Source organism: Actinomadura litoris (assembly GCF_009733595.1).
Lineage (GTDB): Bacteria > Actinomycetota > Actinomycetes > Streptosporangiales > Streptosporangiaceae > Spirillospora > Spirillospora litoris.
In genome coordinates this window covers 56756-80704 of the sequence record NZ_WOFH01000001.1, presented here as the reverse complement: position 1 = coordinate 80704, position 23949 = coordinate 56756, and the positions used below count along the sequence as shown (strand labels likewise).

Here is a 23949-nt window from a genome sequence, read left to right as displayed (position 1 = left end):
GAGTGCCGCGATCTCATGCACGAGGTGCTGCGCGTCCTGCCCCGCGAACCGTTGGGCGAGCATGCGAAGGCGGTGGCCTTCACCGCGACGGTGCAGCGGCTGCTGGGCTCGCACGCCGAGACGGCGGCGCTGCTCCGCGCCGAGATCGAGACGCTCGGCGACAACGACCCCGCGGGCCGCGCCGCGCTGATGTTCGAGCTCGCCGCGCGCGAACTCCACGGCGGTGGCGGCTGGTCGGCCTGCTCCAGGGTCGCGCGGCAGGCACTGCGGCTCGCCGAGGAGTGCGGCAGCCGCTCCCGGCAGCTCGCCTGTCATGGGCTCCTGGCCAAGGCGTGCGTCAGCGGCGGGATGCTGGAGGCCGCGGCCGATCATCTCGGGCGGGCCACGGCGATTCTCGACGGCATGCTCGACGGTGACTTCACCTACAGCCTGGACGCCGTCGTGTGGGTCGGCTGGAGCGACGCGCTGCTGGAGCGCTGGGACGACGCGCTCCGGCATTTCGGCAAGGCCGTCGAGTTCGCGACGCGGACGGGCCGCCAGCTCGCCCTGCCGCACCTGCTCGTCGGACAGGTGTTCGCCCTCTACAACACCGGCAGGCTCGCGGAGGCCCAGGCCGCCGCGGAGAACGCGGTGTATCTCGCGCAGCAGTCCCGCAGTCCCGATCAGATGATCAGCGCCTACTCCATGCTCGCGTGGACGGACGTCATCATGGGACGCATGGACCGGGGGCTGGAGAGCATCCTGGTCGCCACCGACCACGTCCGCGGCGAGGTCGGCGGGTTCGAGGCGCTGGCGCTGCGGATGCTCGCCGAGGCCAAGCTGCTGGCGGGTGACCCCGAGGGGTGCCTGGCCCTGCTGCCCGCGGTCGGCGGCGCCGAGCTGCCCGCAACCGACGCCTGTTCCCGGATGGCCTGGTATGAGCTGCTCACCCGGGCGGAGCTGGCACTCGGCCGGGCGGAGGCCGCGACCAAGTGGGCCGAGGCGGCGACGAGCGCCGCCACGCTCCTCGACCAGCAGGGCCGGAACGGTCTGGCCATGCTCGCGCAGGCCGAGGCGCTGCTCGCGACCGAGCCGGAGGCGGCGCTGCCGAGCGCGGAGCGGGCGGTGTCCAGCCTGACGGCGGCCGGGATGACGGTGGACGCGCACCGCGCCCGGGTGATCCTCGCCAAGTCGCTCTGGCATCACGACCGCTACGACGACGCGACGCGCGAGGTGAAGGACACGCAGCTCGCCCTGAATCAGCTCGGCGCGGTCACGCTCTCCCAGCGGGCCAGCTCTTCGAGCTCTTTTCGACCAGCATTACCGTTGAGCGGCCTGGGTCAGCGGCTGGAGCCTTGGACGAGCGTGGATAGGAATCGAATCGAGTCCTCGACACGATGCTTGATCGTGCGGAGGGTGGGGACGTCGAAGCGTCCTGCCGTGCCATGTGTGCCCCTGTTGAACTGGGAGAACAGGTTCATCACGTCGTTGACGTTGGTCTCTACGAAGTCGCCCAGAGCCTCGTAGTCGGCACCGTTCAAATCGAGCAGGTAGCCGATCTTTTCCCGCCGCGCGACCGCCTTGCCGTCCGGTCCTCGCTTGCAGTTCGGCTTGGCTTGCAGCACCGCGGCATCGGGAGCCTTCATGTTAATCAGTTCTACGATGACCTCGCGGGCACTGGTGCAGAAATGTCGCGCAGCGTCCGGATTTCGCGGATTGATCGCGAAGAGGGCGCCCTCCCAGCGGTTGTGCAGGTCTAGTGACAGAGCGGACAGCTCGTCGGTGAGCGACGTTTCCTCGATCTCCTCCGCAGCGGATGTCTCGCCTAGGAGGGTGTTGGCGACGTGGGCGCTGTTGGCCGTCTCGGCTTCCGCCAACTCGGCTAGCTCTTGCCCGCGCTCGTTCCACAATTCGGACTGTTCGTCGACGTGGGAGTACGCGGTGTGCAGCGCGATGGTGGAGGTCTGCACCGTGACGTAGCGGGTTGTCGAACGCTGGCGGTTGAGTCGCGCGATCTCGGCGTTGAGTCGCTTTTGATTGGAACGCACGCGCGCGTTGTGCGTGCGTTCCTCGCGGTTGTAGTCGTTGATAGCGCGGTCCACCTTGCGGTTGTGCGCCTTTACTTCGCGGTTGTACTTGTCTACGGCCTGCTTCTGCTTACGGTTGTAGGCGTCGACCATGCGTTTGTACTGGGCCGGGGTGACCTTTCGCGGCATATCAGCCTCCGTGCGCAACGCTACGCCGGACGTACGACAGGGACGGCGGGCCGCGTCCGGGGTCCTATTTACTCTGCCGATCAGGATAACCTCTGTGCCGACAGCCCGCCTTTGATTATCGAGCGTGAGCGAACCGATCAGCTTCGCCTGCGATGTCGTGCGCGACGCCGTCCGGGCGAGGGTCGCGTGGTTGCTCATCCCGTAACTCGGCGTTCTCGGCCAGTAGACCCCGCGCGAGAGCGATCAGCTCATCACGCGACAACTCCTCCAGGCCAGACGCATCAAGATTACATCACGGCCGGCCACACCTGAACGGTCCCGCTCCTTGCGTGCAGTCCTCTGCCCGGTGTTCAGGTCGTTCTCAGGTTAGTGACGTGGTGTTCGGTGAGGCGGTCGCGGACTTGGCTGGGGAGGATGCCGTGCTGGGCGAAGACAGTGGCGACGAGCCGCTGGAACTGGGCGGGGGCTTGGCCGGTGCGCTTGCCGATGAGGTCGGTCCAGGCGTGGTCGACCTCGCGGGCTAGGCCGAGGATGGTGTCGGGGTGGACGAGGTGAGAGTGCTCGGCGGCGCCGATTGCGCCGGTGGGGTCGACGGCTACCCGCGGTGAAATGATCGCGGTGATGCTGCCAGCCGGGATGCCGTCGTGGTCGCGGTCGGAGGCCAGGAGCTTGAGCTGATCGTTGACCTGACGTATGTCGTTGTGCGGAACAAGGCCTTCGGGCTTAGTGTGCTCGCTCTTGGCCTCAAGCGCGAACCACATGTGGCTGCCCCAGCACCAGTTGGAGTCCGAACGTCCGCTGCCCTGGGGCTTGGCGGCCTCGGCGCCGAGGAAGAACCCGAGCTCGGTCAGCGCGGGCTCGTACTTCGTGTGGGAGACCTCGGTGAGGCCAGCAACCATCGCGGTGAGCCGCTTGCCGAGCTTGCCGGGCGACTGGTTGAGGATCTGGCGGGCCGCCTCGGCAACGGCGACGTCGTCCTGAGGCGGCATGTCGGTGGGCGGTGCTTGGGGCAGGGACGGTAGCGCCCGAACCCACGAGCCACGCGCGGTGCGGTCGGCGTTGAACACCAACTGGTGGGCGGTAGCGAGCATCGAGGTGTCGCCCTCGGCCGCGGCCCGGTAGGCCCACATTCCGGCGAGCAGGATCCAGAAGGCCCGGTAGCCGACGGTGGCGTCGCCGCCTTGGGACAGCAGGTTTGCGACCCGGTTGGCCTGCGAACTGGCCTCGGACCACTTGCTGTGCCCGGCCAGGGCGCATGCTTCGATCTCGGCGGCGGCCGAGGCGGCCAGTGCGTCGCTCCCGGCTGGCGGCGTCCGCTGGAGGGAGGCGCGTAGGGTGTTGAGGTTCGGGACAGCCTGCTCGCGCCAGACCGGGGAGGACTCTTGATCGAGGAATACTTGGACGTTCTCCAGGATGTCGGTGGTGGTCTGTCGGCTGTTCTCTGTCCCGAAGCGGATCTCGGCTTGCAGGTCGGGAGACAGCGCAGATTGGATCTCTGGGCGGAGCAGGTAGCGGGTCAGCTCCTGGCCGCGGACGACGACGAGCGCCCAGTCGTTGGCGGCGCGGGTGCAGCGGCCCAGTCCTTGGACGACGCGTGTGCGGACGCGCTCGCTGAGGGCGGCGCCGGCGCGGACTTGTCGGGACAGAAACCGCTCTTGGAGTTGGTCGCGATCGGGGACGCTTTCGATGACAACGAGCCTGCACGCGTCGTGCGGCAGGTCGAGGCCGTCGTAGCGGCTGGCCAGCGCGCACACTCCCTCGGGGAGGGCGGAAAAGGGGTCCATTCCATGCTTCACATCGTCCTTGGTGAGCACGGGCCATCCGGGCTGGGCAATCGCGTCGGCGGTGGCCCGCGCGGTCGCCGTGTCGGGGGCCAGGACCAAGGCCTTGCCCGCCCGGCGGGTGATCTCCTCGGTGAGGTCGTCGGCGTTGTCTTGGGAGATGAGGTCGGGGAACACCATGAACCGCTGGCCAGAGCGGGGCTCGGGCAGCGAGATCCGCAGGATTCCGGAACGTCCGAAGGAACGCTCAAGGTCACCGGCGTCGCCGAGGGTCGCCGACAGGTAGAGGCGCTGTTTCGCGTCGGTGAAGGCCCGGTTGTCTTCGGTGTGTGGGATGAGCGGTCGGATCTGGATGCCCGAGTGGGTGAGGTAGACGAGGCAGGACGCCAGCACCTTGCTGATCATCGCGTAGCGGAACACCCACGGCCGATCCAAACCGGACAGGAGGGCGGCGAGCCGCTCGGCCATCCCGTTGTGCTGCGCGGGGATCACCAACTCGACCTTCTCGTGCGCGCCGACCTCAGCGTCGGTTTCCCGCAGCCGCCGTAGCGACAGGTCGTTCAGCCCGGGCGCCAGGATGTCGAGGAGTTCGTTGAACAGCTCGATGTCGGAGAACTCGTCGCCGGTCCGGTTCACCTTCACGCAGTACTGCTCGGCTACGTACTGCTCGCCGTTGTGGGCGTCGTCGAAGACCAGCAAGTCCGGGTGCGGATCGAGCTTGGGAGAGCTGTTAAAGATGGTGCTGTAGGTCGTGATGACGATCACCTCACCCGAGTCGTAGCGGGTCAGGTCATCCAGCAGCCACTTCTTGTGGTCGCCGGTGAGGACCACCGCCGGGACGCCTTCCCGGCTCGCGGTCGCGGCGACCTGCCGGGCGAGCTGATCGGTCGGGCAGGCGTATGCAACCCGCGCGCGCTTCGTCTGCCGCCACCACTCGCTGATCAATAGCGCCGGGATGGTTTTGCCCGTCCCAGTCGGCAACTCCAGGGCAATGTCCCGCGCCCCGAGGTGCTTCGGGCGGCATAGAGACGCAGCAGATCACCCTGGTGGGTCAGGAGGCCCGGGACGGCGTCAGGTGTCCGCGGAAGATCACGGTAGAGCGCCTCTGGCGTCTCATACGACGCCTTCTCTACCCCGACCTGCTTGAATGCCACAACCACTATCCTTACTCAGAGTGCACCTTGAAACCACACAAACCCTAGCGCGGCCGCTGGGATACGGGCCTGCGGATTTACGCCTGCGAAAGTACGTTGGCAACTGCCATCGCGGCCGGTTCTGTGGGCGACATGATCGGCTTGAGCGCGCGAAGAGTACCGGCTTTCGAGGCGCTACCAGGGTGGACGCGGAGCCCGGATCGAGCCGCCGAGCCGCCATCGAGCCGCCACGGGGACGAACCGGGGCATGTCGGGCGATGGACAAGCCGGGCAATCTCGTGTTTGCCCTGGTCAAGCTGGGTGGGTCGCGTGGGACTCGAACCCACAACCTACGGATTAAAAGTCCGGAGCTCTGCCAATTGAGCTAGCGACCCTCGTTGCAAGCGTACCGAGATCGGGGACGGGTTCGCGACGGGGTTAGGGGGTGGGGGTCAGGCGGACGGGGAGGTGCTTCAGGCCGTTCTGGAAGTTGGAGGCCAGGCGGACGGGGGTGCCGGTGCGTTCGACGGGGTGGGGGAGGAGGGCGCGGAAGAGGGCGCGCATCTGGGCGCGGGCCAGGTGGGCGCCCAGGCAGTAGTGGGGGCCGAAGCCGAAGCTGACGTGGTCGTTGGGGGCGCGGGTGATGTCGAAGCGGTCCGGGTCGGGGAAGACGGTTTCGTCCCGGTTGGCGGAGGCGTGGTAGACGACGACCTTCTGGCCCGCGCGGATGGGGCGGCCGGAGAGGGTGAGGTCGGTGGTGGCGGTGCGGCGGAAGTCCATGACCGGGGGCCAGAAGCGGAGCATCTCCTCGACGGCGGACGGGAGGAGGGACGGGTCGGCGCGGAGGCGGGCCAGTTCGGCAGGGTGGTCGAGGAGGGTGAGCAGGCCGCCGGGGATGCCGTTGCGCAGGGTCTCGTTTCCGGCGACGGCGAACAGGAAGAACATGTTCTCGAACTCGTGGCCGGTGAGGCCGCCTTCGAGCATGCGGGACATGATGTCGTCGGTCGGGCGCTTCTTCTTGACGGCCGCCAGGGCGTGGGCGTAGGCGAACATGTCGGCGAGGGCGGCGGCGGAGCGGGGGTTGACCGGGCGGCCGTCCGGGTGGGTGGTGGTGGACGGTTTGCGGCGCGTCGCCTCGCGGGCCATGGGGCTCATGGACGTGGTGGTGGAGAGGTCGGCGTACTCGTCGTCCTGGTAGCCGATGACGCGGGACGCCCAGTCGTAGAGGAGGCGGCGGTCGGTCTCGGGGACGCCCATGATGTGCGCGAGCGTCCAGACGGGGAGGTCGGCGGCGAGCTCGACGAAGTCGGTGTCGTGGCCGACGGCGGAGGCGATGAGGGTACGCGCCCGCGTTTCTATTGTCTGCTCCAGCGCGCGGACGGCGCGGGGGGTGAACGCGGCGGCGACGATGCGGCGGAGGCGGGAGTGGGACGGGGGGTCCTGGTTGAGCATCATCGCGCGGACGAAGTCGAGGTCCTCGGGTGTGTCGGGGTCGCGGATCTGGGTGGCGCCGAGGTGGGAGGAGAAGAGGTCGGGGGAGCGCAGGACGTGTTTCACGTCGGCGTGGGAGAAGACCGCCCAGTATCCGGTGCCGGGGGGCCAGGGGCCGACGGCGGGTTCCGGTATCCAGGCGACGGGTGACTCGGCGCGCAGCTTCCGGAAGGCGGCGTAGGGGACCCCGGCCGCGTAGGTCGAGGGCAGGAAGATCTCCTCGTGCATGCCTTCAGAGTGCATCATGGCGGTGTGACGTTGCAGCCCGTGGACGGCGACAAGATCCTGCGTGAGAACTTCGCGCCCTGGGTGCTCGACCTGGGGCTCGTCGTGGAGGAGGTGGGGGACGGGACGGCGGTGCTGCGGCTGCCGTGGTCGGAGCGGCTCGCCCGGGAGGGCGGCGCGCTGTCGGGGCAGGCGATGATGGCGGCGGCCGACACCGGGGTCGTGGTGGCGGTCGCGGGGGCCAAGGGCGGCTATGCGCCGATGACGACCGTCCAGCTCAACACGTCCTTCCAGCGGCCCGTGGTCGGGCGGGACGTGCTCGTCGCCGTGCGGTTGAGCAAGCTCGGGCGGACGCTCGCGTTCGCCGATGTGACCCTGACCCTGGACGGGGACTCCGCCGTGGTCGCGCACGCGAGTGCCGTCTACGCGATCATGGGCTGATGCGTATCGAGCGAGTGCGTGTCGCGGACGGCGAGTTCGCCCTGCACGTGTGGGCCCCGGAGAAACCGGGGCCGGGAATCCTGCTGGTCCAGGAGATCTTCGGGGTCGGCGACTACATGGAGGCCGTGGCGCGGGATCTCGTGGCGCTGGGATATGTCGTGGCGGCGCCCGACATGTTCTGGCGGATCGAGCCGGAATGGTCCGTCCGGCATGACGAGAAGGCGTTGCCGAAGGCGGCGTCGATGGTCTCGCGGTTCGACTGGGAGAAGGGGCCGGAGGATCTGGAGGCCGCGCTCGGACATGTGCGGGGGCTTCCGGAGGTGTCGGGGCCGGTGGGCGTGCTCGGGTTCTGTTTCGGCGGGACGCTGGCCTATCTGCTGGCCGCGCGGGCGGACGTTGATGCCCTGGTGTCGTTCTATGGGTCCCGGGGTTCCGGGAGCGCTCGGGGAGATCGAGCGAATCAAGGCGCCCGCGCAGTTCCACTTCGGTGGTTCCGACCCCTACATCCCCCGCGAGGACGTGGCGGCCGTCGAGCGCGCGGTCGAGGGGCGGGAGAACATGGAGATCCACGTCCAGGAGGACGGCGGGCACGCGTTCCACAACCGCAAGGCGCCCATGTTCCACCAGCCCGAACCGGCGGAAAAGGCGTGGCGGCTCGCGGAGGAGTTCCTCGCGCGCACTCTCAGGAATGAGCCGGCTCAAGGGTGAGCCGCGACAGTTCCTTGCGCGAGGAGATGCCGAGCTTGGGATACGCCTTGTAAAGGTGGTATTCGACCGTTCGCGGGCTGAGGAACAGTTGTGCGGCGATGTCGCGGCTGCTCGTGCCCTCGGCCGCCAGGCGGACGACCTGGAGTTCCTGCGGGGTGAGGCGGTCGAAGAGGTCCGGGGCCGTGGGAACGGACGCGGCGCCGGGCACGCCGGTCGCCCGCAGTTCGGCGCGTGCGCGGTCGAGCCAGGGTGCCGCGCGGAGGCGTTCGAAGATCTCCACCGCCGAGCGGAGCGGGTGGCGGGCGTCCGAGCGGCGGCGGGCGCGCCGAAGCCATTCGCCATACAGAAGTTCTGTGCGGGCCCGCTCGAACGGTCGCGTTGATCGTTCGTGCAGGGAAATGGCCTGAGCGTAATGCTCTTCCGCGTCCTCTAGGAGAGCCTTGCAGCGGGACGCCACGGCGAGTGCCCAGGGCTGTCCTCCTGCGTGCGCCCATGCATGAAAACGGTCGAACGCTGGGCGCGCGCGGTCGGGATCGCCGGAACGGACCGCTGCTTCCACCAGGTCCGCGGAAGACACCATGACGCCCGCGCTGTATCGGCGTGGGCCGTGCGCGGCGCCTTCCAGGTGGCGGAGCGCGTCGTCGTAGCGTCCGAGACCGAGGTGGAGCAGGCCCGTGAGTCCGCTTTGCGGTGTGTCGTCCATCAGTTCGGTCAGCCGCGCCTCGTCGCCCTCGATCGCCGGGATCCGCGCGAGGACGGCGCGGAACCGTCCCTCGCGGACCGGCAGGCCGATGTCGCGGGCGAGCGCGACCGCCTCCGCGACGCTGTGCTCCGCGTCGCCGTGCAGGCCCGCCGCGATCCTGGCCTGCGCCTGCGTCCGCAGGACGTCGGGGAGCGAGCCGATCAGGCCGTGCCCCCGGGAGAACGCCGTCTCGGCGGTGGTGAGGTCGAGCGCCGCCGCGTCGTCGCCGACGATGAGCGCGAGCCGCGCCGCCCGGAGCCGTCCGGCCGGCTCGGTGGCGCGGGCCTGCGACACCAGCGCCGCCAGGACGGGGAGCCCCCGCCCGACATCGCCCTCGACCAGGTGCGCGAGGCCCTGGATCGTCCGGTCGGCGGGCAGGAGGCGGGCGGCGCGCAGTACGGCGGGGGCCTCGCCGGACCTCCACGCGTAGGTGGCGCCGGTGCGCAGCATCTCGGCCCGGTCGTCCGGGGCGGCGTGCTCGGCGTGCTCCACCATCATCCGCGCGGCGGTCGCCGGGTCGCCGCGCTCGAACTCGACGGACGCGCGGACGCGGCCGAGGCGCGCGTGCTCGGCGGTGTCCGCGGTGAACTTCTCGGCGTCCGCCGCGAGGGACTCGGCCTCGTCGGGCTGCCCCGCCTGGAGGGTCAGCTCCGCCGCCGACCTCAACCGGACCGCCCGCGCATGCGGAACAGGCGTCAGTTCCGCCGCCTGCCGGTAAAGGGCCGCGGCGGTCGCGTAACCGCATCGGCCCCGCGCGCGCTCCGCCGCCTGCTGGAGTTCGCTGGCGACGTCCTCGTCCGGGGCCATCGCGGCGGACGCGAGGTGGCGTGCGCGGCAGTCCAGGTCGTCCGCCGCGTCCGCGAGGGCGCGGTGGACGGCGAGCCGCTGCGCCGCCACCGCCCCGTGGTAGGACGCGGCGCGGATGAGGGGATGGCGGAACACGATCGTCCGCCCGGTCACCTCGACGAGGCGGGCGCGCTCGGCCTCCTCCAGGTCGGCCAGGCCGACGCCCAGAGCGCGCGCCGCCGCGAGCTGGCTCGGCATGTGCCCGCGCCCCTCGGCCGCCGCGATGAGCAGCATCGTCTGAGTCGCTTCCGGGAGCCCGCCGATCTGGTCGCGGAACGCGGCGATGACCCGGTCGGTGACCGGCAGGGGCCGCGCGCCGTCCGGCACCGGGAACCGCACGGAGCCGAACTCCAGCAGGGCGAGCGGGTTGCCCTCCGACTCCCGGACGATCCGCGCGCGCGTCAGCGGCGGCAGGCGCCGCGTCGAGAGCAGCCGCTCGGCGGCGTCGCGGTCGAGCCGGTCGAGGTGCAGTTCGGGCAGGCCGGTCCCGGCGAACGCCTCGTCCCGCGCGGCGAAGAGCATCACCACGCCCTCGGCCGCGAGCCGCCGCGCCGCGAACAGCAGCGCCTCGGAGGTCTCGACGTCGAACCATTGCGCGTCGTCCAGCAGGCAGAGCAAAGGGCCGTTCCGGGGGGTGTGGGGGGTCGCCCCCCCACCGGGAGGCTGATCGTTCCGGGGGGTGTGGGGGATCGTCCCCTCACCGGGCATGGGGGCGTCGGCCTCGGCCAGGTCGGCCAGCAGTGTCAGCAGCGCCAGGCCCGTGGTGAAGCGGTCGCGGGAGTCGGGGTCGCCCGGGTGCTCGCCGGAACCGGCGAGCGCCGCGCGCAGCGCCCTGGCCTGCGGGCCGGGCAGCGAGTCGACGCGGTCGCGGACCGGCCACAGGAGCTGGTTGAGTCCGGCGAACGCGATCTCCGACTCCGCCTCGATCCCGACCGCGCGCAGGACGCGGGGGACGCCGTCCGCCGCGTCCTCCAGCAGGGCCGACTTGCCTATTCCGGCCTCGCCGCGCAGGACGAGCGCGCCGCTGCGCCGACCGCCGCCGCTCCCCGTCGCGGCGTCCCTGCCGTCGCGCGCCTCGGAGAGCAGCGCGGCGATCCGCGCCTGTTCGGTGTTCCGCCCGTAGAGCACGCATCCAAACTACGGGCTTGACTACCGAAACCGTACGGATTCGCCCGGTACCCGGCCGTCCCTAGCTTCAGGGCATCGAGAACGCACTGCGGAGGATGTCATGAAGGAACTGTTCGAGCCGCTGTCGGTCGGGAACCTGGAACTGCCCAACCGGCTGGTGATGTCGCCGATGACGCGGAGCAGGGCCGTGCGGGACGGCAAGGTGACCGAGTTGACCGCCGAGTACTACACCCAGCGCGCCGGCGCCGGGCTGATCATCACCGAGGGCACGCAGCCGAGCGTCCTCGGGCAGGGCTACATCTGGACGCCGGGCCTGCACGCGGGCGACCAGGTGGAGGCGTGGCGGGCCGTCACGGGCGCGGTGCACGCCGAGGGTGGACGGATCTTCGCGCAGCTCATGCACACGGGCCGCGTGGGGCATCCCTACCTGTACCCGGACGGCGCGCTGCCGCTCGCCCCGTCGCCGCTCGCCAGCGGCGAGCAGCTCTTCACGCCCGACGGGATGCTCGACCACCCCGAGCCGCGCGAGATGACGCGGGACGACATCGCCCAGGCCGTCCAGGAGTTCGCGGACGCGGCGCGCAACGCGATCGACGCCGGTTTCGACGGGGTGGAGCTGCACGGCGCGAACGGCTACCTGATCCACCAGTTCCTCACCGACGGCAGCAACGAGCGCACCGACTCCTACGGCGGCACGGTGGAGAACCGCATCAGGTTCGGCGTGGAGGTCGCGCGGGCGGTCGCGGACGCGATCGGCGCGGAGCGCCTGGGCTTCCGGATCTCGCCGGGGAGCACGTCCAACGGCGTCAGCGAGAGCGACACCATCGAGCTGTACACCGGGCTGCTCGCCGCCCTGGCGCCGCTCGGCCCGGCCTACCTGCACATTCTGGAACTGGGGGACCGGGGGACGACGCGCAAGCTCCGCGCCGCCTGGCCGGGCGCGCTGATCCTCAACGCGCACCCCACGCCCGAGTCCTTCCCGTCCACGCCGGAGCACGGCCTGGAGGCGCTGCGCGAGGGCGTGGCCGACGCGGTCGCGTTCGGGGAGATGTGGCTCGCCAACCCGGACCTGCCCGTGCGCATCAGGGCCGGAGGGCCCTACAACGCGGCCGACCCGGAGACCTTCTACGGCGGCGACCACCGCGGCTACACCGACTACCCGGCCCTGACGTCCTGACCTGTGGAAGCGGCGGAGGCCCCGCACCGGGACGGTGCGGGGCCTGCCGCGCTTCCATGGCCGTCCCTGGACAGACCGAGGGCACAGGTGGACCCCGGAATGTCGTCAGAGGATGACCCGGATCAGTAGCCGGGACGGACCGCGCCGTGGAAGTTGCGCTTGTAGTAGCCGTTGAGCTTGACCTTCTTGACCCGCTTGCCCGAGCTGGGCGCGTGGATCATGTATCCCTTGCCGACGTAGATGCCCATGTGGGACCTGCCGCCGTAGAAGAAGAGCAGGTCGCCCTTGACCGCGCCCTTCCACGAGACCTTGTACTTCACCGCGCGGTAGATCTGCTGCGTGGTGCGGGGCAGCTTCACCCCGGCCTTGCGCCACGAGCCTCCCGCCAGCCCGGAGCAGTCCCACGAGCCGGGGCCGGTGCCACCGTAGCGGTACCGGTCGCCGATCTGCTTGTAAGCGTATTTGACGGCGTAGTCGGCGCGCTTCTTCTGCCGGGCCTTCCGCGAGGCGGAGATCCTGGCCGCCGAGACGCTCGCGGCGGCCGCCGTGCGCGCCGACGTGGTGGATGACGCCGTCCGCGCGTTCGCGGCCTCCGCCGGTGCCGCCACCAGCAGCGACGCGCCGAGCGCGGTCGCCGAGGTGAGGACCAGGCCGCCGGTGAGCGACCTGCGGGTGATGGCGGACTTCAGGGGGAATCGGGGGGTATGCAGGATGACTCCAGATTTCGCGGACCATGCCTACCGGGCAGCCGTCACCCTCGGCGGTGCTACCGCTGGGGGTCTCGGGCTGCCGCGGCCACTCCGCCTTCCGGACGTCGCTCGACGTCGTGAGGGGGTTCCGGGCGTCGTCTGATCGCCGCGGACGTGGCCGCATTCCGGCTCCGTGCCTCATGGCTGCACGGACTCGGCTCTCGACGGCGGCTCCACTGCGGCGACCCCGTCCCCGGGACGCGCGCCGGGCCCTGGCATGGACCCGCGCCGCCGGGAGGACGGTCCTCGGACCTGAGGGGGGGAAAGGCCCGAGGCGGTACCGCAACCGCTCGTCGGTTTGCGTGTTCTGTTATCTGGGCGGCGTCTGTGCCGCATGAACCGGGCAGGAACGTAGCCAGATTCCGGCCGCCGTGGCAAATGCCTGGACGATTCACACATTGGAACAGATCTTGACGGAGAGTGGCGATCACCGTGCTGCCAGGGGTTACCGCGCCCGAATTTCGTCCATTGTGAGGTGAGTCACACCTGCTGGCGAAACCGATTCGCAAGTCCGGTCGCGAACGGATCGTGAAGTGTCCGGCGCGTCGCGTGACGAGCCATTCTTGAGAAATGCGTGCCCAGATCACGGGGTTGGCGGGGGCGGGAAGGTGTCGCGATCAACCGTCCGGGGGAGGGTGCGCGGGCGCTCGATCAAGGAAATGTGACCGGCCGGTGAGAGGTGAATGGCGACCCCGGCGAGCGAGTTGTTCTTTATTCGGGCGTGATATGTGCCACAGCCGCGGGGGCGGGCCGTCCACATCCGGACGGCGCCCGGTGCAACGCCCATCACGGACGCGTCACGCCCGCGTCAGGGATCTTCGAGCGTGCCGTATCGCACCCCGTCCGGTGCCTCCGCGATCACTGGTTGATGTCCGGGATGAGAGAACACTCCCGCTTCCAGGGTATGGAACGAAAATCATTTCCATGCGACGCTGAACCCTGTCCCAGACACGGTGAGAGGGGAGTTCGGTCATGTCCCTGACTGTCGACGATCGGCTGCTGGAGAAGGCGCGGCAGGGCGAGGTGGACGACGCGTCGTTCGTGGCGTGCGTCCGCGACTCGCTGCCGTACGCGTGGCAGGTCATCAGCGACGTCATCACCCGGATGCGCGACGGCGGTGCCGGGTTCGCCGACAACCAGACCCCGCCGCCGGACGAGCAGGCCCGCGGCCAGTTGCTGCGCGTCCTCGCCAGCGACTCGATGCGCGGGGCGCTGGAGCGGCACTTCGGCGTCCGGCTGGCGTTCCAGAACTGCCATCGCGTCGCCGCGTTCGACCTCGCCGTCGACGGCGTCGCCGAGCGGCACGAGCGGTTCGTCTCGCCGCGCGCCCAGCTCCTCAACCAGTCGCCGGAGCTGGTCGACTGCTGACCATCACAGGGTGAGGTCCGCCTGCGGCGGGTCGTGGTCGTGCGGCGTCCCATGACCGCGACCCGCCGCAGGCCATCCGGCGAGGGCCCGGGGCGGCACCCCCTCGGCGGGTAGGTGCGGGATGGCGCGGTCGCGTCTGGATACCATCGTCCCGAACCACATTCGGTCCCTCACGTAAGGTGCTGTCCATGGACCTGAACGGAGTTTCCGCCGTCGTATCCGGCGGCGCGAGCGGCCTCGGCGAGGCCACCGTCCGCGCGCTGGCCGCCGAGGGCGCCACGGTGGTCGTCGCCGACCTGAACGAGGACAAGGGCAAGGCCGTCGCCGACGAGGTCGGCGGCGCCTTCGCCAAGACCGACGTGTCGGACGAGGCGCAGGTGGCCGCCGCCGTCCAGGCCGCCGTCGACACCGGCGCGCCGCTGCGCGTCATCGTCAACAGCGCGGGCATCGGCTGGGCGTCGCGCACCGTCAACCGCGACGGCAGCCCGCACGACCTCGGCCAGTACGAGACCGTCATCCGGGTCAACCTCATCGGCACCTTCAACCTGATGCGCATCGGCGCCGCCGCGATCGCCAGGACCGAGCCCGTCGACGAGGACGGCCTGCGCGGCGTCGTCGTCAACACCGCCTCCGTCGCCGGCATCGAGGGGCAGACCGGGCAGGTCGCCTACTCCGCGTCCAAGGGCGGCATCATCGGCATGACGCTGCCCGCCGCCCGCGACCTCGCCGCGATCGGCGTCCGGGTCAACACGATCTGCCCGGGGATCATCGACACCCCCATCTACGGCGAGGGCGAGGCCGCCGAGGAGTTCAAGGCGAAGCTGTACGCGCCCGTCCCGTTCCCGAAGCGGATGGGCCGCGCGTCGGAGTTCGCGCACCTGGTCAAGGCCCTCATCGAGAACGACTACATGAACGGCGAGACGATCCGCTTCGACGGCGGCATCCGCTTCCAGCCGAAGTGAGGCACCAGCGATGACCGAAGTTCTCACCGAGGAGGACGGCGCCGTCCTCACCATCACGATCAACCGTCCGGCCTCGCGCAACGCCGTCAACGGCGCGGTGGCGCAGGGGATCGCGGCGGCGCTGGACGAGCTGGACGCGCGCAAGGACCTGTCGGTCGGCGTCATCACCGGCGCGGGCGGCACGTTCTGCGCGGGCATGGACCTCAAGGGCTTCCTGACCGGCGACAACCCCGTCGTGGACGGGCGCGGGTTCGCCGGCATCGTGGAGCGGCCGCCCGCCAAGCCGCTGATCGCCGCCGTCGAGGGCTACGCGCTCGCCGGCGGCTGCGAGGTCGCGCTGTCGTGCGACATGGTCGTCGCCGCGCGGGACGCGCTGTTCGGGCTGCCCGAGCCGAAGCGCGGCCTGGTCGCGGCGGGCGGCGCGCTGCTGCGGCTGCCGCGCCGCATCCCGTTCCACATCGCGATGGAGATCGCGCTCACCGGCGACAAGTACCCGGCCGAGCGGATGGCCGAGCTGGGCTTCGTCAACCGGCTCGCCGAGCCGGGCGGCGCCCTCGGCGCCGCCAGGGAGCTGGCGCTCAAGGTCGCCGAGAACGCGCCGCTCGCGCTCGCGGCCACCAAGCGGGTCATCGTCGAGTCCGCCGACTGGACGGCCGAGGAGGCGTGGGCGAAGCAGGGCGAGGTGACCCTGCCCGTCTACGCGTCCAAGGACGCGCAGGAGGGCCCGGCCGCGTTCGCCGAGAAGCGCAAGCCGGTCTGGACGGGCGAGTAGCGCCGGACGCCCGGGACCCGCGGGCCCCGGGCGTCCACCGTCCACATGCGGCCGCCGCGCTCACCGCGGAGCACCGCTTACCAGGCGGCGTCCCGGTATTCGGAGTAGCGCCGCGTCACCCAGGTGAAGGCGCCGCCGTCCACGCGGCCGAGGCGGCCGTCGATGACGTGGAGGAAGTGGCCGCCGGACGCGTCGGGCCTGAACGAGAAGGAGTCGGTGGGCAGGACGACCCTCCAGCCCGCCGGCCTGCCCGTCCGCGCGTCCAGGCGGGTCATGGTGTACTCGGCCTCGTCGTCGTCGCCGTGCTTCTCGCCCTGGACCGCCGCCGTGAGCGTCCGCCCGTCCGGGTCGTAGGCGAAGGCGTTCACCACGGCGTTCGAGGGGAACGCGGCCGCGCCGATCGGCCGCGCGGAGGCCAGGTCGGACGAGGCGCCGCCGGTGTCGAGGGCGCGCAGGCCGGGTTCGCCGTCCTTGTCCGGCCAGATGAAACCGAGCGTGCGGTTGTCGGGGGACCAGGTAGCGCTCGTGACGGGACGGTCGCCGCGGGCGGTCCACGTCCGGCGGGCGCCGGTGCGGACGTCGAGCACGACCACCTCGGCGCGGTCGCCGGTGTTGCCGACGACGGCGAGCTTCGAGCCGTCGTCGCTGACGGCGAACCGGTTCGCCGCGCCGTCCGCCCCGGAGGTCCGCACCGTCCCGCCGGGCACCCGCTTCGGGGCGGACGGGTCGTCCAGCGTGACCCGGTAGAAGGCGAGGGCGCCGCGGCCCGCCTCCGAGGCCAGGAAGAACACGCGCCCCTCGCTCGACACCGGATCGGGCTTCCCGCTCGGAGCCGGGCTGGTGGGGTCGGTGAAGGTGCCGCTGGCGGCGGCCGAGGTGGCGGTGGCCAGGCTGCTCAACGCCTCGTTCGGCGCGGAGGAGGAAGGCGGGGCGGAGGCGGACGGCGCGTCCGCGGCGGCTGCCACGGCGACGTAGCGGCCGGGGATCCTCGCGACGAGGCGCCCCGAGCCGTCCTCGACCACCGCCCCTCCGCCGCGGATCGCGACGAGGCGCTCCCCGCCGCCCGCGAGCGCCGGCGAGGAGGAGGACGGGGACCGGAAGAGCTGCCCGCCGACGGCGGCGCCGCCGACCAGCGTCACCGCCAGCGCCCCCGCCATCAGCGACGGGACGGCCCAGCCTCGCCCGCGCGTGGGCAGGACGAGCGGCTTCAGCGAGTCGGCGTCGATGGTGTCGGCGGCGGAGCCGAAGGCCTCCCGCAGCCGCCGTTCCGTCCCGGTCATGATTCCTCCCCCAGGTCACGGGCGAGCGCGGCGAGCGCCCGCGAGGTGGCGGACCGGACGGTGCTGCGGCTGATCCCCATCACCTCGGCGATCTCGGGCTCGTCCAGGTCCAGGTAGTAGCGCAGCACCAGCGCCTCGCGCTGCCGCTCCGGCAGCCGGCGCAGCGCGTGGAAGACGGCGGCGCGGTCCTCGCCGATCAGCGCCGCCGACTCGGCCGACCAGACCGGCGGCTCGTAGGTCCGCCACAGCCGCGGCGCGAGCCTGCGGCGGCGCAGCACCGACCGGCACCGGTTCACCACGGCGGCGCGGACGTAGGGCAGCATCCGGTCGTGGTCGGTGATCCTGTCGATCCGGCGGTGCATCTCGACGAAGGCGTCCTGCACGACGTCCTCGGCGGTGGGCCGGTCACCGACGATCATCAGCGCGGTCCGGGTGAGGCTCAACTGGTGCTCGCGGAACAGCGTCACCAGCGCCAGCTTGGCCTCCGCGACACGGGTCTCCTCGCGTGCCGTGTCCTTCGCCGCCTCTCCCGCCGCCTCTCCCGCCGCCTCTCCCGCCGCCTCCCGCTGCCAGGCTCCGGCGGTGTCCTCGACGGCGTCCTCCATAGTGTGCGCCGTTCTCTCCGTGATGGCGTCCTCGACGGGATCGTCCGCGCTGGGAGGGCGCGTCGCTCTTGCCGCTGTGGTTCTCACGCCTCTTACACGCACGGCGCCGGGATTTGCTGCTTCCGGGTTCGCCCGGGAAATGATCACCGGGCGCGGGCGGGCTGCGGCACGGGCCCTGACTCGGCGCCGCCCGCGATCTGTCAGGGGACGGAATCAAGATCGTATACGGTCGCGCCCGAGGCGGTGACCTGCGCCGACGGGCGGCGCCGTCCGAACCGGCGGCGCTCGGGCCGGTCAGGGGCGTTGTGAGTGTCCCGGCTCGTGGTTATTGTCGGCGCGGCGCCGGATTCCTCCTGAAGGGAACGAGCCATGGACGTTCGGGCCGCGCAGCCGGCTGTCCGGAAGGGAACGCCGCCCTCGCTGGTGGGCCGATCCGCACTGCTCACGTCCGTGGAGGCCCGCCTCGCCGCGGACGGCAGCGCCGTGCTGACGGGTCCGAGCGGCATCGGGAAGACGGCGCTGCTCGAAGCCGTCGGCGCCGCGGCCGCCGCCCGGGGCGAACTCGTCCTGCGCGTCGCCGGGACCGAGACCGAGCGCTGGGTGCCCTGCTCGGGGCTCGCCGAACTCCTCGACCAGCTCCCCGGCACGCTGACCGCGCAGCTTCCGCGCGAGCGGCTGACCGGGCTGCCCGAGCCGCACTCGGCCGCGCCCGGCGACCTCGCCGCCGCGGGCGAGGAGGGCGGCGGCGCGGCGTCCGGAGAGGCGTCCGGCGCGGCGTCCGGCGACGAGCACGACGACGCGGGCCCGATCGGACGCTCCTCCACCGACCGGTCTCCCATGGACCACCTCGCATGCAGGCTGACGTTCCGCGGGCTGCTCGCCCGGTGCGCGGAGGAACGGCCGGTGCTGCTGCTCATCGACGACGCCCAGTGGCTCGACACCGAGTCGGTCAACGCCATCCGCTACACGGTGCGGCGGCTCGGCGCCCGGGGCGTGCGGGCCGTGGTCGCGGGACGCTGGCCGGACGGGTTCGCCCCGGGCGAGGCCGCCGGGGCGACCTGGAGCCCCGCGCCCGACGCGCTCCACCTCCCCGTCCCGCCCCTGGAGCCCGACGAGCTGGCCGAGCTGTTCGACAGCTACGGGCTGCCCGTCCGCGTGGTGAACACGCTGCACTCCGACTCCGGCGGCAACCCGTTCCTCGCGCTCGCGCTCGGCGGCGCGTTCACCGACCGGATCCCCCGGCACTGGCGTCCGGCCCCGCTGCCGCAGCGCGTCCAGGCGGTGATCGTCGAGCGGCTGGCGCGGCTGTCGGCGGAGGCGCGCGAGACGCTGCTGATGGCGGCGCTGGCGATCCGTCCGACGACCGACCTGCTGCGCCGCGCCGGGCGCGCCGAGGCCGCGCGCGAGATCCGGGAGGCGGCGGTGCTCGGGCTGCTGATCACCGAGGGCGGCGGGATCCGGTTCACTCCGCCCGCCGTCGGCACCGTCCTCGCCGAGTCCGCCGAGGCCGCGCACCTCGCGCGGGTGCACCGGGCGCTGGCCGCCGTCGTGCCGGACGCGGCGGGCCGCGCCCGGCACCGCGCCCTCGCCGACCCGGGCCCGAACGCCGAGCTGGCGCACTCGCTGGTCACGGCCGCCGAGCAGGCCGTCCGGCAGGGCTCGCACCGGATGGCCGCCGAGCTGTACCGGCTCGCCGCCGACCGCTCGCCCGCCGAGCCCGCCGCCGAACGCCTGGAATGGCTGGTCGCGGCGGCCGAGACCGGCGCGAACGGAGGGCTGCCCGACCTCGTGCACCGCTCGGCCGAGGCCGTCCTCGCCGCCGACGCGACCCGCGCGCAGCGGGTGCGGGTCAGGCTCGCGATCCTGGACCTGTCCGGGCAGGGGCTCGCCGAGATGGGCGAGGTGTTCGCCGCCGCCCTGGTGGACGCGGAGGGAGACCCGTCCCTGCTCGGCCCGCTGCGGTTGCGGATGGCGCTCGGCGCACTGCTGAACGGCGCGTCCGAGCGCGCCGAGCAGGAGGCCGACCTCGCGCTCGCGCACGCGCGCGAGACCGGCGACACCGCGCTGGAGGCGAAGGTGCTCGCCGTCCGGGCCAACATCTCGCTGATCGAGGGACGCGGCGACTACGCCAGCGACCTCAGGCGCGCGCGGCGGCTGCCGGAGCTTCCGCTCGACGGCCAGATGCACACCACGCCCCGCTACATCGCGGCGTACTGCGCCGTCGTCGAGGACCGGCTGGCGGAGGCCCGCGACGAACTCCTGCGGATGCTGGCCCTGGTGGAGCGCGGGTCGGGCGAGGAGGTCGTGCACGTGCTGCGCAACCTGTCCGAGGTCGCCGTCCGGACGGGGCGCTGCCGGGAGGCCCTCGACTTCGCCGACCGCGCCATGCGCATCACCGAGGAGGCGGCGCTCAGCCCGGGGCCGGCCTGGTACCACGGGGCGCTCGCCGAACTCGCGGGCGGCAGCGTCCGCCGCGCGATCGCGCTCGCCGAGCGCGGGCTGCGGGCGTCCGAGCAGGAGAACGACGTCATCTTCCAGAGCCGGCTGCTGCACGTGCTGGGCCTCGCCCGGATGCGCGGCGGCGACATCCGCGCCGGGGTCGAGACGCTGTGGCGCATCGACGCGCTCGGCGAGGGACGCGGCGTCCCGTCCCCGCTGGTGCTGCGCTGGCACGGTGACCTCGCGCAGGGCCTCGCGCAGCTCGGCGACGTCGAACTGGCGGAGGGCGTCATCACCGCGACCCGCGCCGCCGTCGGCGACCGCGCCCGGGGCATCGGCGTCACCGGACGGCTCGACCGCGCCGAGGCCGCCGTGCTCGCCGCGCGCGGCGAGCACGACGCGGCGGTCGCGCAGCTGCTGAAGGCCGCCGCGCTGTTCGAACGGCTGGGCCAGCCCCTCGAAGTCGGCCACTGCCTGCTCGAACAGGCCCGCATCGAACGCCGAAGACGGCGCGCCGGGCCCGCCCGCCACGCCGCGTCCGACGCGCTGGAGATCTTCCTGCGCTGCGGGGCGCGCCCCTGGGCCGAGCAGGCGCGGCACCGGCTCGCGCGCCTGGACATGGGCCTGCGGGACGGATCGGCGCCGCTCGGCGCGACGGCCCGCGCGTCCCTGACCGAGGGCGAGCAGCGGATCGCGCTGCTGGTCGGGCAGGGCGCCACCAACCAGCAGGTCGCGAACCGGCTGTTCCTCAGCGTGAAGACCGTCGAGGCGTCCCTCACTCGCATCTACCGCAAGCTCGGCATACGCTCCCGCGCGCAACTGGGCTCCTTCCTGGGCGGCGGCCTGGACGGCCCCGGCGCCTCCCTCCCCGGCTGACCCCCCGCCGCCGATCGGGCACGGCGGCCCGTCCGGCTGATCGTCTCGATACGCTGCCGTGCGCTCGCGGCGGGTCCGCGGGCCCTCGAACCCGGGACTGTCCCCGGTTCGGCGCCCGCCGTCCGGACCCCTTCCGGCTAGGGCGTTTCCCTTGCTTAGGAAACCTTCCTATTGATTAGGAGACCCTCGTTAGACCCTCGGGCGCGTAGGGATTCCCCTTGCGGCGGAACCGATCTCCCTATGGATGCGTCCAGCGCCGAACTTTCCGGTGACATGCACCTAAATGCGTGGGATTGTTCCCCCGTCAACCACCCCTTCGACACTCCGAAGTTCCCGGGTACTCACCAGCGCCCTGGAACGCTCCCCCCTCGGTCGTCCCCCCGAGGCGGTCTCAGACAAGGAGTTCCGCGTGACATCCACTACCCCCGGACGCGCCCGCCGGCGCGTCAGCACGAGCAGTGCGCTGGTCGCCGTCGCCGCCATGGCGGCCATCGGCATGCAGGCGGGACCCGCCGCCGCCACACCCGCCAAGCCCGCCGCCGGTGCCGGCCAGATGCCCGCCAAGGTGAGCCCCCAGGAGTACCGGGCGCTCATCGGCAAGGCGCAGTCCCAGCAGGGCGCGACCGCGTCCGAGCTGAACCTCGGCGACAAGGTCGCGTTGCAGACCAAGACCGTCGTCAAGGACCAGGACGGCACCACCCACACCCACTACACGCGCACCTATGACGGCCTGCCCGTCATCGGCGGCGACCTCATCGTGCACCGCGCCGCGTCCGGCAAGCTGGAGCGGGTCTCGCGCGCCGACACCCACCAGCTCAAGCTGAACACCGCCCCCTCGGCCCTGGCCTCCACCAAGCCCGCCACCCCGAAGGCCGAGGGCAGCGTCGCGCCGCGCAAGGTCGTCTGGATGGGACGCGACGGCGAGGCCGTGCTGGCCTGGGAGACCGTCGTCGGCGGGACGCAGCGGGACGGCACGCCGAACCGCCTGCACGTCCTCACCGACGCCACCACCGGCAAGAAGATCATCCAGTGGCAGGGCGTCCAGACCGGCACCGGCCGCAGCCAGTACTCCGGGACGGTCCAGCTCGGCACGAGCGGCTCCGGGGGCAGCTACTCCCTGCGCGACACCGGCCGCGGCAACCACGACACGACCAACCTGAACGGCGGCACCTCCGGCCGGGGCACGCTGTTCACCGACGCCGACGACCAGTGGGGCGACGGCACGCCGAGCAACGCCCAGACCGCCGCCGTGGACGCCGCCTACGGCGCGGGCGAGACCTGGGACTTCTACAAGACCGTCTTCGGCCGCGCGGGCATCCGCGGCGACGGCGTCGGCGCGTACTCCCGCGTCCACTACGGCAGGAGCTACGTCAACGCCTTCTGGGAGGACAGCTGCTTCTGCATGACCTACGGCGACGGCCAGGGCAACAGCAAGCCGCTGACCGAGCTGGACGTCGCGGGCCACGAGATGACCCACGGCGTCACCGCCAACACGGCGGGCCTCATCTACGAGGGCGAGTCCGGCGGGCTGAACGAGGCCACCTCCGACATCATGGCCACGGCCATCGAGTTCTGGGCCAACAACTCCAGCGACGTCGGCGACTACCTCATCGGCGAGAAGATCAACATCTCCGGCAACGGGTCGCCGCTGCGGTACATGGACCGTCCGAGCAAGGACGGCTCGTCGCTGGACAACTGGGGGCCGAACGCGGGCGGCGTGGACGTCCACTACTCCTCCGGCATCGCCAACCACTTCTACTACCTGCTCTCCGAGGGCAGCGGGTCGAAGGTCATCAACGGCGTCAGCTACAACTCCCCGACCGCCGACAACAAGCCGGTCACCGGCATCGGGCGCGAGAAGGCCACGGCCATCTGGTACAAGGCCCTCACCGAGGAGTTCCGCGCGAACACCGACTACAAGGACGCGCGCCGCGGCACGCTCGCGGCGGCCTCCAAGCTGTACGGCGCGGACAGCCCCGAGTACAAGGCGGTGGCCGACGCGTGGGCCGGCGTCAAGGTCGGTGCGCGCTCCGGCCCCGACGACCCGGGCCCCGGCAACCCGGGCGACACCAGCTGGGCCGCCGGCACCGACTACAAGGCCGGTGACGTCGTCACCTTCGAAGGCGTGAAGTACCGCTGCCTCCAGCCCCACACCGCCCAGCCGGGCTGGACGCCCGCCGCCGTCCCGGCCCTCTGGGAGCAGGTCGCCTGACCCGAGCCCCCCTCCCCGACGCCGCGGTGCTCTGCTCTCCCCAGAGCACCGCGGCGCCACCCCTGCGCGGAGGCCGGCCCCGAGCGCGCAACCCCCGCCCGCTCGACCACCGGGGCCGGCCCCGCTCGAACCACACGCACCGCGGAGCTCAACCCGCCGCGATATCGCCAACGGTGATGGTGAAAGTGGTCTTCATGGCCTTGGCGATTCGATCCAGCATCGCCAGGGTGGGGATTCCTCCGCCGCCCTCGATGCGGGACAACGCGGGCTGGCTGATGCCGGTCCGTTCCGCCACCTCCCGCTGCGTGAGCCCCAATTCCAAGCGCCGTTCGCGAACCATGTCGCCGAGCCGCAGATCCAGCCCGGCCTGGTCGTACTCCGGATGCGCGTCCACCCCTTCGCGCAGCCGCTGCTCGCGGTAGACCTTCCAGCTGCTGTGACCGGCCATCATCCGTTCCTCTCGTAGACATGGCCTGCCGGGCCGGTGTGAGACGCTTCGCAGACATGCCGCATCTTGACCGCCCGTTCAATGTCCCGGATCTGCATATCGTTACGGACTTTCTGAAACACGGTCAGCAGGACGACCACGCGTCCGCGCCCGGTGGGGAGCCAATAGGTGATCCTCCATGTGGTTTCCCGCAAGAAGAGACGTAACTCCCGAACCCCCTCACGGAGCGCCCTGGTGTGGTTCCCGTCCAGGATGTCACCGCGTTCGACGAGATAGTCGTCCACGTTGCGCATGACGCGCTGGTACTGCGTGAAGGTCAGGGCGTCGAGCCAGGTGACGACCTCGGGTTCCAACTCGATCGCGAACATATC

Annotated in this window: 16 protein-coding genes, 1 tRNA gene and 2 pseudogenes; 9 read left to right on the top strand and 10 right to left on the bottom strand. The window is 71.6% G+C overall.

The annotated features are described in order from the left end of the window. Positions 1–1319 precede the first annotated feature (1319 nt). From GNZ18_RS40645 to GNZ18_RS00335, 4 genes and pseudogenes are all read right to left on the bottom strand, one after another. Positions 1320–2393, bottom strand: a complete 1074-nt coding sequence (locus tag GNZ18_RS40645) for a pPIWI-associating nuclease domain-containing protein (protein WP_173390581.1) — start codon at positions 2391–2393, stop codon at positions 1320–1322. 152 nt (positions 2394–2545) lie between these two features. Continuing rightward, a pseudogene (locus tag GNZ18_RS00345) lies at positions 2546–4975 on the bottom strand (DEAD/DEAH box helicase); the annotation flags it as partial. A gap of 456 nt (positions 4976–5431) precedes the next feature. Continuing rightward, positions 5432–5504: transfer RNA gene (locus GNZ18_RS00340), tRNA-Lys, on the bottom strand. A 43-nt stretch (positions 5505–5547) separates the two neighbouring features. Then, the gene (locus GNZ18_RS00335) at positions 5548–6846 is read right to left on the bottom strand and encodes a cytochrome P450 (RefSeq protein ID WP_246249325.1); all 1299 of its coding nucleotides are present in this window, start codon (positions 6844–6846) and stop codon (positions 5548–5550) included. A 6-nt stretch (positions 6847–6852) separates the two neighbouring features. Between GNZ18_RS00335 and GNZ18_RS00330 the strand changes: the two genes are divergently transcribed. From GNZ18_RS00330 to GNZ18_RS42945, 3 genes and pseudogenes are all read left to right on the top strand, one after another. Continuing rightward, positions 6853–7266, top strand: a complete 414-nt coding sequence (locus GNZ18_RS00330; RefSeq protein ID WP_214616433.1) for a PaaI family thioesterase — start codon at positions 6853–6855, stop codon at positions 7264–7266. Continuing rightward, positions 7266–7634 (top strand): annotated as a pseudogene (locus GNZ18_RS42950) (dienelactone hydrolase family protein); the annotation flags it as partial. The gene GNZ18_RS00330 and the pseudogene GNZ18_RS42950, both read left to right, overlap by 1 nt. Before the next feature lie 49 nt (positions 7635–7683). Beyond that, positions 7684–7974: a dienelactone hydrolase family protein gene (locus GNZ18_RS42945; protein ID WP_281377843.1), complete on the top strand. Its 291-nt coding sequence runs from the start codon at positions 7684–7686 to the stop codon at positions 7972–7974. Here GNZ18_RS42945 and GNZ18_RS43495 read toward each other — a convergent pair. Further along, positions 7949–10690 (bottom strand): helix-turn-helix transcriptional regulator, encoded by a 2742-nt coding sequence (locus tag GNZ18_RS43495; protein ID WP_312874221.1) that lies wholly within the window; start codon positions 10688–10690, stop codon positions 7949–7951. The genes GNZ18_RS42945 and GNZ18_RS43495 overlap by 26 nt on opposite strands. A 100-nt stretch (positions 10691–10790) precedes the next feature. Here GNZ18_RS43495 and GNZ18_RS00315 point away from each other — a divergent pair, with 100 nt between their 5' ends. Then, complete coding sequence (locus GNZ18_RS00315; RefSeq protein ID WP_156214055.1) at positions 10791–11867, top strand: alkene reductase; 1077 nt, start codon at positions 10791–10793, stop codon at positions 11865–11867. Between the two features lie 122 nt (positions 11868–11989). Here the strand turns inward: GNZ18_RS00315 and GNZ18_RS00310 are convergent, their stop codons facing one another. Beyond that, the gene (locus tag GNZ18_RS00310) at positions 11990–12475 is read right to left on the bottom strand and encodes a C40 family peptidase (protein WP_242891159.1); all 486 of its coding nucleotides are present in this window, start codon (positions 12473–12475) and stop codon (positions 11990–11992) included. 1113 nt (positions 12476–13588) lie between these two features. Between GNZ18_RS00310 and GNZ18_RS00305 the strand changes: the two genes are divergently transcribed. The 3 genes from GNZ18_RS00305 (at position 13589) to GNZ18_RS00295 (ending at position 15718) form a co-directional block, all read left to right on the top strand. Continuing rightward, complete coding sequence (locus tag GNZ18_RS00305) at positions 13589–13984, top strand: SCO5389 family protein (RefSeq protein WP_156214053.1); 396 nt, start codon at positions 13589–13591, stop codon at positions 13982–13984. A 188-nt stretch (positions 13985–14172) separates the two neighbouring features. After that, a complete protein-coding gene (locus GNZ18_RS00300; protein WP_156214052.1) occupies positions 14173–14946 on the top strand; it encodes an SDR family NAD(P)-dependent oxidoreductase in 774 nt (257 codons plus the stop codon). 10 nt (positions 14947–14956) lie between these two features. Next, entirely contained in the window at positions 14957–15718 is a 762-nt protein-coding gene (locus GNZ18_RS00295; protein WP_156214051.1) for a crotonase/enoyl-CoA hydratase family protein, read from the top strand. A gap of 77 nt (positions 15719–15795) precedes the next feature. Here GNZ18_RS00295 and GNZ18_RS00290 read toward each other — a convergent pair whose 3' ends face one another. Both GNZ18_RS00290 and GNZ18_RS00285 read right to left on the bottom strand, forming a co-directional pair. Next, entirely contained in the window at positions 15796–16998 is a 1203-nt protein-coding gene (locus GNZ18_RS00290; RefSeq protein ID WP_156214050.1) for a TolB family protein, read from the bottom strand. Continuing rightward, entirely contained in the window at positions 16995–17603 is a 609-nt protein-coding gene (locus tag GNZ18_RS00285) for a SigE family RNA polymerase sigma factor (RefSeq protein WP_156214049.1), read from the bottom strand. Before GNZ18_RS00285 ends, GNZ18_RS00290 begins: the two co-directional genes overlap by 4 nt. A gap of 423 nt (positions 17604–18026) precedes the next feature. Here GNZ18_RS00285 and GNZ18_RS00280 point away from each other — a divergent pair, with 423 nt between their 5' ends. Together GNZ18_RS00280 and GNZ18_RS00275 are read left to right on the top strand one after the other, a co-directional pair. Then, a complete protein-coding gene (locus GNZ18_RS00280) occupies positions 18027–20918 on the top strand; it encodes a helix-turn-helix transcriptional regulator (RefSeq protein WP_173390579.1) in 2892 nt (963 codons plus the stop codon). Between the two features lie 409 nt (positions 20919–21327). Next, positions 21328–23130, top strand: coding sequence for a M4 family metallopeptidase (locus GNZ18_RS00275; RefSeq protein WP_214616437.1), 1803 nt, complete (start codon positions 21328–21330; stop codon positions 23128–23130). A 148-nt stretch (positions 23131–23278) separates the two neighbouring features. Here GNZ18_RS00275 and GNZ18_RS00270 read toward each other — a convergent pair whose 3' ends face one another. Together GNZ18_RS00270 and GNZ18_RS00265 are read right to left on the bottom strand one after the other, a co-directional pair. After that, positions 23279–23578 (bottom strand): helix-turn-helix domain-containing protein, encoded by a 300-nt coding sequence (locus GNZ18_RS00270; RefSeq protein ID WP_156214046.1) that lies wholly within the window; start codon positions 23576–23578, stop codon positions 23279–23281. Further along, a complete protein-coding gene (locus GNZ18_RS00265) occupies positions 23578–23946 on the bottom strand; it encodes a type II toxin-antitoxin system RelE/ParE family toxin (RefSeq protein WP_156214045.1) in 369 nt (122 codons plus the stop codon). The genes GNZ18_RS00270 and GNZ18_RS00265 overlap by 1 nt, the downstream gene beginning before the upstream one ends. Positions 23947–23949: the final 3 nt, after the last annotated feature.

Coding starts and splice junctions, on each gene's coding strand:
- GNZ18_RS00315 (WP_156214055.1), top strand. CDS start 10,791: ATGAAGGAACTGTTCGAGCCGCTGTCGGTCGGGAACCTGGAACTGCCC.
- GNZ18_RS00335 (WP_246249325.1), bottom strand. CDS start 6,846: ATGATGCACTCTGAAGGCATGCACGAGGAGATCTTCCTGCCCTCGACC.
- GNZ18_RS00300 (WP_156214052.1), top strand. CDS start 14,173: ATGGACCTGAACGGAGTTTCCGCCGTCGTATCCGGCGGCGCGAGCGGC.
- GNZ18_RS00295 (WP_156214051.1), top strand. CDS start 14,957: ATGACCGAAGTTCTCACCGAGGAGGACGGCGCCGTCCTCACCATCACG.
- GNZ18_RS40645 (WP_173390581.1), bottom strand. CDS start 2,393: ATGAGCAACCACGCGACCCTCGCCCGGACGGCGTCGCGCACGACATCG.
- GNZ18_RS42945 (WP_281377843.1), top strand. CDS start 7,684: ATGGGTCCCGGGGTTCCGGGAGCGCTCGGGGAGATCGAGCGAATCAAG.
- GNZ18_RS00305 (WP_156214053.1), top strand. CDS start 13,589: ATGTCCCTGACTGTCGACGATCGGCTGCTGGAGAAGGCGCGGCAGGGC.
- GNZ18_RS00290 (WP_156214050.1), bottom strand. CDS start 16,998: ATGACCGGGACGGAACGGCGGCTGCGGGAGGCCTTCGGCTCCGCCGCC.
- GNZ18_RS00285 (WP_156214049.1), bottom strand. CDS start 17,603: ATGGAGGACGCCGTCGAGGACACCGCCGGAGCCTGGCAGCGGGAGGCG.
- GNZ18_RS00265 (WP_156214045.1), bottom strand. CDS start 23,946: ATGTTCGCGATCGAGTTGGAACCCGAGGTCGTCACCTGGCTCGACGCC.
- GNZ18_RS00270 (WP_156214046.1), bottom strand. CDS start 23,578: ATGGCCGGTCACAGCAGCTGGAAGGTCTACCGCGAGCAGCGGCTGCGC.